The sequence below is a fragment of the Methylobacterium sp. J-077 genome, assembly GCF_022829365.1.
Taxonomy (GTDB): domain Bacteria; phylum Pseudomonadota; class Alphaproteobacteria; order Rhizobiales; family Beijerinckiaceae; genus Methylobacterium.
The window spans coordinates 36,622-51,057 of sequence record NZ_JAKSYJ010000216.1 but is presented as its reverse complement, the minus strand read 5'-3'; the positions used below and the strand labels follow the sequence as shown (position 1 = coordinate 51,057).

General features: G+C 70.7%; 11 protein-coding genes. 2 read left to right on the top strand and 9 right to left on the bottom strand.

Translation table 11 applies throughout. From position 1 onward, the window contains the following. Positions 1-87 precede the first annotated feature (87 nt). Genes MKL11_RS26525 through MKL11_RS26515 form a run of 3 tightly spaced genes read right to left on the bottom strand, consistent with a single transcriptional unit; the run spans position 88 to position 2,213 of the window. Positions 88-834 (bottom strand): J domain-containing protein, encoded by a 747-nt coding sequence (locus tag MKL11_RS26525; protein WP_243948805.1) that lies wholly within the window; start codon positions 832-834, stop codon positions 88-90. Between the two features lie 3 nt (positions 835-837). After that, positions 838-1,086 (bottom strand): hypothetical protein, encoded by a 249-nt coding sequence (locus MKL11_RS26520; RefSeq protein WP_243948803.1) that lies wholly within the window; start codon positions 1,084-1,086, stop codon positions 838-840. Then, positions 1,083-2,213, bottom strand: a complete 1,131-nt coding sequence (locus MKL11_RS26515; RefSeq protein WP_243948801.1) for a S1C family serine protease — start codon at positions 2,211-2,213, stop codon at positions 1,083-1,085. The genes MKL11_RS26520 and MKL11_RS26515 overlap by 4 nt, the downstream gene beginning before the upstream one ends. A 405-nt stretch (positions 2,214-2,618) precedes the next feature. Between MKL11_RS26515 and MKL11_RS26510 the strand changes: the two genes are divergently transcribed. After that, positions 2,619-2,834 (top strand): hypothetical protein, encoded by a 216-nt coding sequence (locus MKL11_RS26510; protein WP_007569315.1) that lies wholly within the window; start codon positions 2,619-2,621, stop codon positions 2,832-2,834. Between the two features lie 70 nt (positions 2,835-2,904). Here the strand turns inward: MKL11_RS26510 and MKL11_RS26505 are convergent, their stop codons facing one another. Then, positions 2,905-6,342, bottom strand: coding sequence for an SbcC/MukB-like Walker B domain-containing protein (locus MKL11_RS26505; protein ID WP_243948798.1), 3,438 nt, complete (start codon positions 6,340-6,342; stop codon positions 2,905-2,907). 173 nt (positions 6,343-6,515) lie between these two features. Here MKL11_RS26505 and MKL11_RS26500 point away from each other — a divergent pair, with 173 nt between their 5' ends. Then, positions 6,516-8,192: a methyl-accepting chemotaxis protein gene (locus MKL11_RS26500; RefSeq protein WP_243948795.1), complete on the top strand. Its 1,677-nt coding sequence runs from the start codon at positions 6,516-6,518 to the stop codon at positions 8,190-8,192. 12 nt (positions 8,193-8,204) lie between these two features. On the opposite strand, the gene MKL11_RS26495 is transcribed toward MKL11_RS26500, so the two are convergent. From MKL11_RS26495 to MKL11_RS26475, 5 genes are all read right to left on the bottom strand, one after another. Further along, a complete protein-coding gene (locus MKL11_RS26495; protein WP_243948793.1) occupies positions 8,205-8,831 on the bottom strand; it encodes a DUF4194 domain-containing protein in 627 nt (208 codons plus the stop codon). Next, positions 8,824-10,194 carry a Wadjet anti-phage system protein JetA family protein gene (locus tag MKL11_RS26490; protein WP_243948791.1) on the bottom strand — a complete coding sequence of 457 codons (1,371 nt, stop codon included), beginning with the start codon at positions 10,192-10,194 and terminating at the stop codon, positions 8,824-8,826. The genes MKL11_RS26495 and MKL11_RS26490 overlap by 8 nt, the downstream gene beginning before the upstream one ends. Positions 10,195-10,229: 35 nt before the next feature. Then, entirely contained in the window at positions 10,230-10,646 is a 417-nt protein-coding gene (locus MKL11_RS26485) for an FKBP-type peptidyl-prolyl cis-trans isomerase (RefSeq protein WP_243948789.1), read from the bottom strand. Positions 10,647-10,754: 108 nt separating this feature from the next. Further along, complete coding sequence (locus MKL11_RS26480; RefSeq protein WP_243948788.1) at positions 10,755-12,854, bottom strand: methyl-accepting chemotaxis protein; 2,100 nt, start codon at positions 12,852-12,854, stop codon at positions 10,755-10,757. 546 nt (positions 12,855-13,400) lie between these two features. Beyond that, a protein-coding gene (locus MKL11_RS26475) for an IS630 family transposase (RefSeq protein ID WP_243948786.1) occupies positions 13,401-14,362 on the bottom strand; the annotation gives its coding sequence in 2 pieces (ribosomal slippage) (positions 13,401-14,023 and positions 14,023-14,362; 963 coding nt in all). Positions 14,363-14,436 lie beyond the last annotated feature (74 nt).

The following is a 14,436-nucleotide window of genomic DNA, read 5'->3' as shown; positions in this document are numbered from 1 at the left end:
GCCTGACGGGCGCGTCGGTACGGCGGAGCCGCGGCCGCGTTTGCCCGCGGCTGCGAATCAGTAAGTATCTGACAACGCGCGTGGAGTTCAGCGATGTCGGTTCAAAAGCCTGTCCCGGGCCGCGTTGACCCGCGCCGCCCTTTCGGCACTCCCCCCCTGGTCGGGGTGGGTGAGCTTCATCAACGACCTGTGGGCCGTCCGGACCTGCTCAGCGGACGCCCCGCGCTGAAGCCCCAGGATCTGGTACGCCTCCTCCTGCGTCATCGACCCTGGATGCGCCGGGCGTCCCGGCCGCGGGTCACGATCGCGCTCAGCGTCTACACGCCAGCCGGGCGCCCGGCGGTCGAGATACGACTCTAGCAGCGCGGCGCCGTCGGGGTCACGCGCGCGGCAGGCACGCAGCAGGTCGATCAAGGCCGCGACCGGCATGTCGCCGAGCCGCGTCCCGGCGCCGGGACCCGCGAGCACCGTCCCGTCGCGGACGGAGCCGTCCGGCCGCAGCCGGACCTCGATCAGTTCCGTGCGGTGCCGCCGCCCCGGGCCGAACCGGGGCTTGATGATACGGGCGAGGCGTTCCGTCATGGCCGCCTGGCCCTCGATCATCCAGATCCCGCTGAGGCCGAGCAGGGCGGCGAGCACGAGGTTGCCGTGCAGCAGCAGGAACCCGGCCGCCGCCAGCGCGAAACCGCCGCCGATCTTCTGCGGCTGGACCGTGCCGACCATCGCGCTCACGCTTTTGTCGACAGCGCGCCCGAGCCGGCGGCCGAGGCCGTCGCCGTTCTTCGAGAGCCACCAGAGCGTGAGACCGGCCAGAAGGACCGCAAACAACACCATCACTTATCGCCGCGCGCCGAACTCGGCACCGACCCGGCCACCGATCTGTACCGTGGTCCCGTCTCCGAGATCGTAGTAGCCGCGCCGAGGCGCGGTCGGCTCTGTCGTCGGCGCGCCGCATCCGGGGCTCGGCGGCAGACGGACGCCTTCCGGCAGATCCTCCGGGCAGAGACGCGAGCGCACTGGCCGCTCGGCCGCCGACGCGGCGCCGGCGAGCAAGCATAAGACGATCAGGGCCGACAAACGCGTCACTGGCGGTTCTCCGCCACATCGGCGGTGGTGATCCGGACCTGGCGGATCCGGTCGTCGCGCTCGACCTTCAGGGACACCGGCGCGCCGAGGCCGGCCTCCGCGATCGCCGCCGTCAGGTCGGCGAGGCGGCGGACCGGCTGGTCGTTGGCGGCCACGATCACGTCACCGATGTCGCCGGTCTGAGGGTCGACGCCGCGCAGGCCGGCCTGAGTCGCCGGCGAACCGGGCAGGACCCGCAGCACCACGACGCCGTCGATCCCGAGCCGGGCGGCGGCGGCCTCCTGGGCGGCGATGATGCCGATGCCGGGGTTGCGCACCCGGCCGACCCGGATCAGCTCCGGGACGACCCGATTGACCACGTCGACCGGAATTGCGAACCCGATCCCGGCGCTGGCCCCCGAGGGCGACACGATCGCTGTGTTGACGCCGATCAGCCGCCCGGCGGAATCGAGCAGTGGGCCGCCGGAATTGCCCGGGTTGATCGCCGCGTCGGTCTGGATGACCCCGGACAGCTCCCGCCCGGCGCTGGTCGGCATCCGACGGCGCACCGCGCTGATCACGCCGGTGGTCAGGGTGTGGTCGAGGCCGAACGGGTTGCCGATGGCGAAGGTCGATTGCCCGACCTTGAGCTCCGCCGAGGATCCGATCGCCAGCGGCGGCGGCATCTTGGTCACACGCCCGAGCCGTAGCACCGCCAGGTCGTAAGACGGCGCCAGGCCGACCAGGGTCGCCGAAACCACCTCGCCGTCGCTCATCCGGACCGAGACCGAGCCGCCCGACTGCGCGGCGTTCTGCACGACATGCGTGTTGGTGACGACATGTCCGGCGCCGTCCCAGACGAAGCCGGTTCCGGTCTGCGTGCCGCCCTGCTCGCCGCCCTCGTCGTCAGCGTCGAGCAGGTCGCGCCCGTTCGCGGCACTCTGCGCGAAAACGTGAACCACGGAGGGGCTCGCACGCTCGAACAGCGCGATCGTCGCCGTCTCGGACTGAGCCAGATCGCCGCGGGCTGCCACCACCCGCGGCGCTTCAGCCGAGTAGAGCAGCGGCTGCACATACGGCTGGGCAACGTAGAGCGCCAGCAGGACCAGGACCGCGGCGAGCACGATGCGCACGGTACGATCCGGCAAGGGGCTGTCTCCAATCGGGGCCCGGAACCGGGCGCGGGCCTTAAGTGCGCGTTCAGGATCAGGGCGTCAACACAGAGAGGGCGCGGTCGCCGATCGACCCAGGACGTGTTCTGGCGCACGTCGGCGGCCGCCGCTTATTGGCTAACGGAATGGTCATCAATCGATGGCCACAATTCTCGCAAGTTCACGGCGGATCATTCGTGACCGATTTGGGCATGGAACACGGCTCCGCACTTTATCCTACGTACTAGGTTGAGATGCTGGAGGCTGAAATGCCCAGATTTATCGCAAAGCTGCCGCAGAGATGCTTGCTTTGACGCCCAGCCTTTCAGTCCCCGCAGCGGGCCGGCTCGACCGGACGGCGGGGATCTGAACGGTCCCAAACGGTTCGGAAGGACAAGACTGATGGAAACCGAAGCTCTCGAACGCCCGGCCGATCTGACGATCTGGCGCACGGCCCCGGCGAGCACCCCGCTCGCGCAGCCGGAGCGATACGGCACCCTGCGCGAGGCGATCGCCGCCGCCGCCGGTGCCTTGACCGATCCGGCCAAGCAGCCCTGGATCATCACCGAGGAGGGCGAGATCCTCTCCCCGAACTGGATCCGCACCTACCTGAACTGAGACGCGACACCGAGAACAACGGGGATACCGGGGAAGGCAGCCTCAGGTCCCGCCCCGGTTCCCCGCCGGCTCACTCGGCCGCGTCGGAGCGGCGGAAGCCTTCGATCCCGACTTGGTCCGGATTGATCGCGTGCAGCGCCCGCCGAGCCGCCTCAAGCGGATGCTCGGCCTCGATCCGCACCGAAGTCAGGTCCGCGCTCTTGTAGACGGTGACGATGGTGTCCATCACCTCGGTTAGCGTCGTGCGCTTGTCCTCGGGGGCGGCGATCAGCAGCTGCAGCCCCCAGGCGCGGTAGAGATCGACCAGCGCCTGGCTGTTGCGCACGTCGAGCTTCGAGAACGCCTCGTCGAGCAGGCAGAGCCCCAGCCCCGGATTCTCGTCGCCCGGCCGGTCGCCCGGGTAATAGGCGCTGGCGAGCGACGCCGCGATCGCCACGTAGAACGGCGCCTGGGCCTCGCCCCCCGATCCGCGCAGCGCCCGCGCCGACATGGTCGTGCGGTTGCCGGCCGCGTCCTTCATGCCGATCTCGTAGACGAAGTAGTTGCGGTAATCGGCGAGCCGGGCCGCATCCTCCTGGCCGGCGATCAGCGCCGTGATCTCCTCCAAAGCGGCCGCCATCGGCCCCTCGGTCTCGCCGGCGAGCAGCGCCTGCGCGGCCTCCGGCGAGCGGGCGGTCTCGGTGGCGAGCGCGTGGACGGCGGCGTAACGGCGGTCCACGGCCGCCTCGAACGCGTAGGTCTGGCCGGTGAAGCTGCGCGCGGACAGCCGTTCGTTCAGGGCGGCGAGCCGGGCATGGACCCGCTCGAACCGGTCGGCCAGGCGGGTCAGCAGGTCCTCGGTCATGAGGCGGCGCATCTCGACTTCCGCCCGCTCGGCCTGGGCGCGGTAGCGGCGCAGCTCGTGGCCCTCCACCGCCTCGTATTCCTTGCGGACCCAGGCGTAGCCGTCGATCGCCGGGGCATCGCCGGCATTCAGCGGATTCTCGACCCGCCAAGCCGAGCAGGCCTCGGTCAGCTCCCGCTCGGCGACCCGGCCGTGGGAGCGCGCCGCCTCGGCGGACTCCCGGGCGAGCCCGCGCTCGGTGGCGGCCCGCGTGCCGGCGGCCTTGGCGTCGAGGCCCGCGAGCGCGCTCCGCGCCAGTGCGATCACCCCGACGCTGAACGGCTCGGAGCGGGCGAGGCGCACCCGCGCCGCGTCGCCGCCCATGAGCTGGCGCAGGGCCGAGCGCCGCGCCGACAGGGCGGCCCGGGCCGCCTCGCGCACGGATCCGAGGCGGGCGCGCAAAGCCGCCTCGTCGGCGAGCAGGAGGTCGAGCTTCGGCTCCAGCTCCTCAGACAATTCCCGCAGGTAGCCCATCCGTTCGGTGGTCAGCGCCGCGATCTCGGCGGTGAGGCCGGCATTGTCGCGCTTCTCGATGCCCTCGCGCTCGGTCTGGAGGCTGCGCCGCCGTCCCTCCAGACCGTCGAGCTCGCCCCGCAGGGCGTCGACATCGTCGAGGCCGCGCGCGATCCGGGCGCGAACCGCCGCGGCGGTGCGGGCGGCCTCGCGCAGGACCGCGGCCTCGCCGCGCAGACGGCGGGCCTCGGCGACCGCAGCCTCGTGGTTCCTGCGGCTGTCCACCGTCGGTCCGCGATGGCCGCGGGTCATCAGCAGGTCGACGCTGCGGGTGACCGAATAGGCCATGCCGGCGGTGGTCCGGCCGCTGGGCGCCACGGCCCGGGACAAGCGGGCCAGCTCGGCATCGTCCCTTGCGAGGTCGTAGCCCCCGAGGCGCACCCCCAGGAACGCCTCGGCGTGCGGGTCGCTGGTCTCGATCACCGTGAGCGGCCCGTCGTCGTAGCGGCGCGGGCGCTGCTTGGCGGTGTCGGTGGTCTTGACCAGGATGCAGCGGTGGAATCGATCCCGGCCCGATTGCAGGACAGCTAGCGCCTCGCTCAGCTGGTCGGGGGAGACCACCAGGGCCTCGCGAGCTCGGCCGAGCAGGCCTTCCAACGCCGGCCCCCAATGCGGATCGACGATCTCGGCCAGTTCGCAGATCGGCAGCGCGTCGATGCCGCGCCGCTCCAGCTCGCCCCGGAACGCCACCGTGTCGGAGGACAGGCGCGCGGCCGGGCCGGCGCCGGTCCGGGGCGCGGTGCGCTCGGCCTCGCTCTCCTGGGCGCGGGCCTTCAGCGCCGCGTCCTCGGCCGCCCGCTCCAGAGCCTCGTCGAACTCGGGCAGGCGCGCCAGCCCGTCGACCAGCTCGGCCAGGGGGCCGTCCGGCCGCAGGATTTCTTCAGGGGAGGATTCCCGGCGCAGGCCGGCCCGGGCGCAGGATTCCGCCAGCCGCGCCGCCGGCGGGCAGGCCTGGCGCAGGATCGGGGCGACCGGCTGCAGCTTGCCCATCTGGCCGACGAGGCCGACGAGGTCGGAAATCCGCGCCACCAGCTCCTTCCGGTCCCGCTCCAGCATCGATAGGCCCAGCGTGGAAGCAGCGAGGCGGCCCTCCGCGGCGCTGCCGGCGAGCAGGGCCTTCTTCTCGGCGATCTCGCCGTCGATCTCCCGGAGATGCCCGCGGCTCGCCGCGACCCGCTCCCGGGCGATCCGCAGGATGTCGGCACCCTCGTTGAGGCGTAGCCGGACCGCGGTGAGGTCGAGGCTGCGGCGGCGCAGGTCGGCGCAGGCCGCCCGGAACTCGTGGTTGGCGGCGGCTAGCACCGCCGCGCTCCACGCCTCATAGCGGTCGCGCAGGCGACGCAGCCGGGCGAGCCGGCTCTCCAGCTCGCCGATTGTCTCCAGCAGGCGGCGCCAATTAGCGATCGAGAGCCGCACCCGCTCGACGTCCAGCGGCTCCGGGTCGAGCACGAAGGCGCGCACGAAGGCGCTGGTGTCGAAGATCGGCTTGAACGCCACTGCGTTGGCGAAGCTGCGCAGGAAGTGCCGGGGCTCGGGGGCGGGCGCGCCCTCCCGCAGGGTCGCCAGGATGTCGGCGGTGAAGCGCTCGCCGGAGGTCCGGTACTCGGTGAAGCTCGCCGCCCGGGCGCGCAGATCGGCGGCGATCTCGCTCCACGGGGCCGTGAAGCTGCCGTCGGGTGTGGTGCGAGCATAATCGGCGATCTCGAACCGGTGGCCGACCGCGATGAAGCGCGACAGCACGGTCTCGCGCGGCTCCACGGCCCGGGCGGCGAGCGCCAGCCCGACTGTGACGGTGCGGCCCGAGGCCGGGTTCTCGAACACCAGGGCCAGCACGGTCTCGCAGGATTCCCGCGTCGGCCGGCCGCCCTCGGCCGGGTCGCTGATCCAGCCGAGGCAATAGTCGCGCACCGTGCGGGCGCTGCGCCCGGAGGCTGAAGCGTTCAGCGCCAGCCGGCTGGCGTTGTTGCCAGCGAGCACCGTCCCGACCGCGTCGAAGATCGTGGACTTGCCGGCTCCCGTCGGCCCGACCAGGGCGGCGGCGCCCCGCAGGCGGATCTGCTCCCGCCGGATCAGGTACCAGTTGGAGAGGGCGATATCGGTGAGGACGTACACGATGTCGGAAGGCCGGGCCGCTGCAGGATGTCGCGCGGCCCAGTTGGCCGGGTTCGGCCGCGCATGCAAGCTTCGGGATTCCTGGTGCCGCGCTGTCACCAGGGCTGGAATTCACGACTTGTCAGACAATTTGGCGCCTGTATCGTTCCCGCCCGGGGGGACTGATAAAAACCATGCGCGCCAGCCTGAAGCTCAAATTGAGTGGCCTATTCGCTCTGCTCCTCCTCGCCGCGGCGCTTCAGGGAGGATTCGCGATCCATCAGATGATCGCCCTCGACCGCCAGCTCGGAGCGCTCCTCGGTCACGCGGTCCTGTCGATGAACGAGGCGCAGGCCATCGAGGCCCTGGTGATCCGGACGCGCCTCGCGCAAGTCCGGTTCGTCACCGCGGCGGCCGAGACCGAGCGGCAGCTCACTGTGACGGAGGTCGACGGGCTGACCCGGGAGCGCACCGCCAAGGTCGAGGCCTATCGGGCGCTGATCGCCTCGCCCGACGAGAAGGCGCGGTTCGACGACCTGCTCGCCAAGCTCAAAGTCCAGCACTACGACTGGGAACGCCTGCGTGGCTTCACGCTCGATCAGCGGGAATCGGCGATGGCGTATTTCCGCGGCAGCATGAACGGCCATTACGTCGCCCCGGCCGCCGCCGCGCACGCGCTGGCCGAGCTGAACATCCGGGCCGGCGACGAGGCCGGCCGGATCGCGCGCCAGAGCCAAGCGGATGCCGTTCGCTCGACCGTTATCATGCTGGGGGTCACACTGCTGATCGCGCTCGGCGCGACCTTGTACAGTTTCGTGGGCGTGTCGCGGCCAATCACCGTCATGACCCGGGCGATGCGCCGCCTCGCGGACGGCGACACGCAAGCGGCGATTCCCTACGCGGCCAGGCGGGACGAGATCGGCGCCATGGCGGCCACCGTGGCGGTGTTCCGCCAGAACCTGCTGCACGCCCGCGCCCTCGAAGCCGAGACGGCCCAGGCCCGCGCCGAGGCCGAAACGCAGCGCCGGGAGGCGACGCGGACCCTCGCCGACCGGTTCGAGAGCGCCATCGGCGGCATCGTCGGCTCGGTCACGACGGCAGCGACCCGATTGCAGGCCACGGCCCAGGGCCTGAGCGCGACGGCGACGCAGACCGCCGGCCAATCGACCAGCGCAGCCGCGGCGGCCGAGGAAGCCTCCACCAACGTGACCACCGTGGCGGTGGCCGCAGAGCAGCTTGGCTCGACGGTGGACGAGATCGGACGTCAGGTCGGATCCTCGGCAGATCTGGCCCAGACCGCCGTCCGAGAGGCCGCCGCGACCGCGCAGCTGGTCCAGGCGCTCAGCGACGGGGCACACCGGGTCGGGGAGGTCGTCTCTCTGATCTCCTCGATCGCCGACCAGACCAACCTGTTGGCCTTGAATGCGACCATCGAGGCGGCCCGGGCCGGGGAGGCGGGGCGCGGCTTCGCGGTGGTCGCCACCGAGGTCAAGGCGCTCGCCGCCCAGACCGGCAGGGCCACCGCCGAGATCGCGGCCCAGATCGCCCAGATTCAGGGCTCGACCGGCGAGGCCGTCCGAGCGATCGACGGCATCGCGGGGCGCATCCGCGAGATCAGCGGCATGGCGACCGCGATCGCCGCCGCGGTGGAAGAGCAGGGCGCGGCGACCCGGGAGATCGTCCGCAACGTCACCCAGGCCGCCACCGGCACCGAGGCCGTCACCGCCAACGTGAACGGCGTGGCCGGCGCCGCCGAGGTGACCGGGAACGCCGCCGGGCAGGTCCTGGATTCGGCCTCCGAGATGGCCCGCCAGGCAGCGCAGCTCGGTGAAGAGGTCGAGCGTTTCCTGGCGACGGTTCGGGCGGCCTAAGGCCGACCGCGATCAGAGCTCCCCTGCCTCCGACCACGCCCGCAGGCGCTCCAGCCAGGCGTCGGAGGCGAGCACCGTCAGGCCGGGCAGCAGCGAAAGCGGCGTGACCCGCTCGACCCTGTCGCGCTCGCCCATCCGGAGGCCGCCGCGCCGCGCGTAGAGGCGCAGGATGTCGGCGAGGCGTCCCTCCTCGGGGGGATCGTTACGCGCCACCGCGCGGATCTTCTCCACGATCTCGTCGGTGGTGCATTCGACGATCCCGCCCGTGCCGGCGCGGTTGTCGCGCAGGCCCTCCTCGTAGAGCAGCCGGAGCGCCAGGAGCACCAGGGTCTCGTCCTTGCGCAGGCGCTCGGAGGCGATGTCGTGCCGGGGCGCGTCCGCGGCCGGGCTCAGGGACACCATCTGGTCGCGATGCGAGACCGTGAGCGCGTAGCCGAGGCAGGCGAAGTAGTCGGTGAAGAACGGCGCGTAGTGCCGGGCCAGTTCGTAGGAACGGCCGATGCCGGTCGTGTCGGCGTAGATCACCTGGCCCTTGAGCATCACCTGGAGGGCGCGGCACAGCTCCTCGGCGTCGGGGGCCCGGGCGCCGGCCGGCGGCGGCTCGTCGCCGTCGATGATCGCGCGAAATCCCTCAAGCACTGGCACGCCGCTCCAGCAAGAAGTCCGGGCAGTCCAGCCAGCCGTTGGCCAGCCGCTCGGGCAGCCGGACCACGGCGTATCGGTCGCGCAGCCGAGCGTCGAACAGCACGTCGATCTCGCGCAGGCGCTGGAAGACCACGAAGTCGTCCACCCCGTCGATCGTGATCTGCGATCCGCGCAGCGACACGGCCTTGCCGAGCCGGGCCTCGACGAAGGCGGTCATGGATTCGGGCGTCACGGTGGTACGCCGGCGGAACTCGGCCTTGGCGGCCGCGAAGGCGTCGACCGCAGGGTCGTCATCGACATCCGGCAGCGGCTCGACATCGATGGCGCTGCGGCGGGCGCGCGGGGTCTGCACGTGGCCCTGGCCGATCGGCGGCCGCAGCAGCGAGACCACCGGCGGCACGTCGGGAGCGACCTCGGCGGCGCCGACAGCCCGCAGCATCGCGGCGACCCGCTCGATCCCGGTCGGGTCCGGCCGGTCCATGGCGTGGAGCGCGGCGCCGATCCGCCGCTCCAGGCGCGCCACCACGGCATCGACGGCATCGAGATGATTGTCGAGGCCTTCGAACACCGAGAGGATCTGGGCGAGATCCGCCCGGACCGCGCGCTGGGCGGTGTCGAGGTCGGGGCTGCGGCCCTCGCGGATCAGGCCCTCGGCCAGCGCCCGCACCGTGAGGGCGTCGCGAAGCGCCCGGCCGGCCTCGCGGACCACGCTGGCCCGGAACCGGAACGGGTTGAATCGGGTGTGCAGGGTCCGGTAGTCGCTGATCAGGTGGCGCTCGACGAAGTCCTCGAAGAACAGCCGGAAGGTCTTGGCCCGATCGGGCTCGCGCAGGATCCGCTCCTCGACTTTGCGCATGCCGGCGGCGAGGCCGCGCACATGCGCCAGGAAGGCGGCGGACGCCCGGGCGGCGTTGGACAGGGCCTCTGAGCGACTGCCCGGATCGGAGACGGCGCTCTCCAGGCCGCCCAGCACCTCCAGCACCGCGCCCCCATAGGAGCGAGTCTCGCCGCGCTCCAACCGCGACAGCTCTTCGAGGAGGAGGCGCGCCTCGGGGTCGAACTCGACCACGGGCACGTAGCGCTCGCGGCGCTCGATCAGCCAGCCGGTTTCCAGGAGCCGGCGGTAGAGGGCGTTGCGGCGCTCGGCCGGGTCGGCGGAGATCGGCTCGTCGCCCAGGATCTCCGGATCGCTCCAGCCGGCGGCGAAATCGCCGATCTCGGCCAAAAGCTCGGCCTTGCGCACCGGCTCCGCCCCGAGGACGCGCCGGTGCAGGTGCAGCAGCAAGGCTGCGTTGAAGCCCCGGCTCGGCGAAGCCAGGGGCTTGAACAGCTCGTCGGGCAGCTGCGCGAACAGCATCGTTTCGAAACTCTCGCCGTCGCGCAGCCAAAAACTTACTTCGCGCCGAGGAGTTCGACGTCGAAGATCAGCGTGGCGTTCGGCGGGATGACGCCGCCGGCGCCGCGGGCGCCGTAGCCGAGTTCCGGCGGGATGATCAGGGTGCGCTTGCCACCGATCTTCATGGTGGCGACGCCGAGATCCCAGCCCTGGATCACCTGGCCGGCGCCGAGCGGGAAGCTGAAGGGCTGGTTGCGGTCCCGGGAGGAATCGAACTTCTTGCCCTTCTTGCCGCCCTCATCGAGCCAGCCCGTGTATTGCACGGTGACCTGCTGGCCGGCCTTCGGCTCGGGCCCGGTGCCCACGACCTCGTCCTGATACTTCAGGCCCGAGGGCAGGGTGACGATCTCGGCATTCGCGGCTGCTGTCATGGCGATGAACGCGGCTCCGGCAATGAGGGACAGGCGAGGCATGGGAACTCCCTGGAGCCGGCGCCGTCCGCGCCGGCCGTCGGGGGGCCTTCTATCGACTCGGGCCGGTCCAGGCCAGGGAGGCGGGCAATCCGCTCTCCGGCAGCACGATCAGGCCGCCCGGACGGTGTCGAGGAACCGCGCAACCTCGGCGGTCAGGGTCTTTGACTGGCGCGACAGGTCCGTCGCGGCGCCGAGCACCCGGGCTGCCGCCTTGCCGGTCTCGTCTGCGGCATCGGCGACGCCGGCGATGTTGCTGGTGACCTCGCCCGTGCCCTGAGCCGCCTGACCGACGTTGCGCACGATCTCCTGGGTCGCCGCACCCTGCTGTTGGACCGCCGCCGCGATGCTCGTCGCCACGCCGCTGATCTCCTGGATCCGCGCCGTGATCGAGTCGATCGCCGTCACCGCCCCGCCGGTGGAGGCCTGGATCCGGGCGATCTGGCCCGAGATCTCTTCGGTCGCCTTCGCGGTCTGCTCGGCCAGCGCCTTCACCTCGGCGGCGACCACAGCGAAGCCGCGCCCGGCCTCGCCGGCGCGCGCCGCCTCGATCGTGGCGTTCAACGCCAACAGGTTGGTCTGCCCGGCGATCGACGAGATCAGCCCGACTACGTCGCCGATCCGGGCGACCGCGCCGCTCAGCTCCTGCACCAGGGTCGCGGTCTGCCCGGCCTCGGCGGCCGCGCCCAGAGCGAGCTTGGCGGACCCGTCGACCTGCCGGCCGATCTCCTGCACGGAGGTGCCCAACTCCTCGGCGGCGGCGGCGACTGTGTTGACGTTGGAGGCCGCCTGCTCGGCCGCGGCCGCCACGGTGGTGGACTGGCTGGCCGTGTGGGTCGCGGTGGCGGTCATGGTCTGGGCGGTGGCCTGGAGTTCGGTGGCCGAGGCCGAGACTTGGCCGATGATGCCGCCGATGGCGGTCTCGAAGCTCTCGGCCATCTGGCGCATGCCGGCCTTGCGCTGTTCCTCGGCGGCGAGCCGCGCCTGGGCGGTCTCCCTCTCCAGAGCGCGAGTGCGGATCAGATTGTCCTTGAACACTTGGACCGTCCGCGCAATGGAACCGACCTCATTGCCCCAGTCGCTCAAGGGCACCGCGACCAACGCATCGCCGTCCGCCAGCGCCTGCATGGTGCCGGTCATGGTCCGGATCGGCCGGAGCACGTAGCGGATCAGGGCGAAGAGACCGAGGGAGACGAGCAGCGTCGAGACCAGCAGCGCCGCCACGTTGCGCACCAAGCCGCTGCGCGCCTCCTGAGCCAGGGTCCCAGCGCGCGCGATCATCTCGTCGAGGGCGGCGTAGGCGAGGTCGACCAGGGTGGCTCCTTCCGGTGTGTCGAGCTTCCGCGCTTCCTGGAGCGTGATCCGCGGCGGCTCGTGCTGCGCCAGCGCGGTCGAAACGGCCAAGCGCCGGGCCAGCGGCGCCCCCTCGAAATTGTTGGCCCGGGCTTTCTCGAAGGCCGCACGAACTTGGTGCGAGAGGTCGTTCGCGTTCTCCGTGACGGCTTTCCACGTGGCATCGAGCCGGCCGCGCTCCTCGGCGGCGGCCACGGTCTCGGACGGAGACCAGGGCGTGCCGGCCGATAGGGAGGTCTGGACCCGCAGAGAGATGGCTCCCACCGCCATGCGTGTCGCCCAGGCCGCCCGCTTGAGGGCGAGGTCGCGCTCCAGAATCATGTCAGAGCGTGGGATCGCGGCATCGACTGCATCCGTCGTCGCCGTGAGGGTGTCGAGCATAGCGAGGAAGGCCGCCTGCGCCTCAGGCGTGACCGTCCCGTCGCGCTGGGCTTTGGACACCGTCACGGCCGCATCGACCCGGGGTCGGAGGCGTTCGACTCGCGCGTGTGCCGCCTGCAGCGGACCGAGCGTCACCTTCACGGCCGGCAGGTCCAGGTTGCCGACCAGCGCCGTTGCCTCGGCCATGCCGACCACCGCCCGCTGCCGGTCCGCGAAGAGCCCGGACATGGTTTCCGCGCTGATGGGCTCGTCGGCTGCGAGGAATTGCAGAGTGGTCCCCCGCTCCAGCCGCGTCGCGTACAGGGTCTGGAGCAACGCCCGGCTCGCCCGCACCAGGGACATGCCGGCCTCGGATTGAACCGCCTGCCGACGCGCATCGATGAGGGCGTTCGTCGCATAGGCGAAGATGATCAAACCCAAGACGAAGAACACCGAGCCCATCGTCGAGCGAATCGAAATATTCTGCAGGCGGACCATCGCACAACTCCAGATACCCGAGTTTCGCGCGGTCATGTCCCATACGAACGCATTTGTCGACAAAAAATGACGTTCGGAATTGATGATCTGCCTAAAGGATGTCTTTGGATTGCCAATACTATTGACATACGTTCAAACATACTCAACAACTGCAAGTTAAATTTGTCGGCTTTGTTTTATTGAAAAGTAATGTAATGTCATTTTTACAGCTACTTTCGAAATTAAGATTGATTGTCTGCGCGAACAGAGAACCTGTTGCTCGGTCGGAGAGGCGACCCAGCGAAGCGGCATCGGCTCCGGTTATCCGGCATCGCAGGCTTCGAGGCGGCTTCCGGTCGACCCGTTCGGCCACGCGTCCTGGGCCGAGATCACGAGCGAAGCGGCCCACGGATCCACGCCATTCGGACACCACCTGCAGAGAGCGCGCGCTGCCTCGCTTCGCACCTCTCGGAAAGACGGCGAAGATCGCTCCCAATCCGTTCACCGGGCAACCGTCTTTGGATTGCCGAGGCCTCGTCGCCCTGACGCCACTAGAGCGGGTCCCGATCAGCTTGAAGCACAAGCATCATCCTCGTAGCCGGCAGCCGTGAAGTAGTTGCGGCACTCCTCGGGCGAGAAGCGCGTGAAGGCTTTGTGGATCGTCTCCCAGAGATCGCTGACCGTGCGGGCCGCCGCGCTGCGCAGGAGCGCTTTGAGCTTCGCGAAGGCAAGTTCAATCGGGTTGAACTCAGGCGAGTACGGTGGGAGGTACAGGAGCCGGGCTCCGGCTGCCTCGATCGCCTCGCGCACGCCCGTCACCTTGTGAGCGCCGAGGTTGTCCAGGATGAGCGTGTCGCCCGGCCTCAGGGTCGGGACCAGTGTCTCTGCCACGTAGGCGCGGAAACGCTCGCCCGTCACAGGCCCGTCCAGCAGCGCAACCGCCTCGGGCCCGCTCGTCCTCAGCCCGGCAATGACCGTGGTGGTTTTCCAGTGGCCCGCTGGCGCCGTGATCCGGCAGCGTGCGCCGCGTGGTGCCCAGCCGTAGCGGCGGACCATGCTGGTGGTCGCCGCCGTCTCGTCCAGGAACACGAGGCGCTCGGGATCGAGCGCGGGCTGGCTCTCAAACCAAGCTTCACGTGCCGCTTTTACGTCTTCTCGCTCCTGCTCCGCTGCGTGCAGCGCCCTTTTTTACGCGTGATCCGGTGCCGGGCGAAGAAGCGCGACAGAGAGCTGGTGCTGACCGCGACCTCGTGCGCCTGAAGAACCTCGCGCAACTCGCGCAGGAGGATCTGTGGGCGAGCCTCATAGGTCTGCCGGATGAGCTCGGCATGAGCCTCGATGTAGCGGGAGCGCTGATCGCCGCCCAGCGGCTTGGGCGCGACGTGCCCCACCCGCTGCTTCTGCTGCGACCAGCGGCTGGCGCTGGCCCGGCTCACGCCGAAGCGCTCGGCGGCCTGCCGGCAGGTCGCCCCCGCTGAGACAGCGGATGCCACGCGCTGGCGCAGATCAACGGACAAGGTTGTCGGCATGGGCTCCTCCTTGCCCCATCAACCCGCAGCCGCCCAGCACAGCTTCCGATCGGACGAGCCCCGCTCTAGGCGCG

Excerpts from the sequence above, each read along its gene's own strand:
- MKL11_RS26525 (WP_243948805.1), bottom strand. The coding sequence starts at position 834 with ATGGTGTTGTTTGCGGTCCTTCTGGCCGGTCTCACGCTCTGGTGGCTC.
- MKL11_RS26490 (WP_243948791.1), bottom strand. The coding sequence starts at position 10,194 with ATGCTGTTCGCGCAGCTGCCCGACGAGCTGTTCAAGCCCCTGGCTTCG.
- MKL11_RS26480 (WP_243948788.1), bottom strand. The coding sequence starts at position 12,854 with ATGGTCCGCCTGCAGAATATTTCGATTCGCTCGACGATGGGCTCGGTG.
- MKL11_RS26510 (WP_007569315.1), top strand. The coding sequence starts at position 2,619 with ATGGAAACCGAAGCTCTCGAACGCCCGGCCGATCTGACGATCTGGCGC.
- MKL11_RS26485 (WP_243948789.1), bottom strand. The coding sequence starts at position 10,646 with ATGCCTCGCCTGTCCCTCATTGCCGGAGCCGCGTTCATCGCCATGACA.
- MKL11_RS26500 (WP_243948795.1), top strand. The coding sequence starts at position 6,516 with ATGCGCGCCAGCCTGAAGCTCAAATTGAGTGGCCTATTCGCTCTGCTC.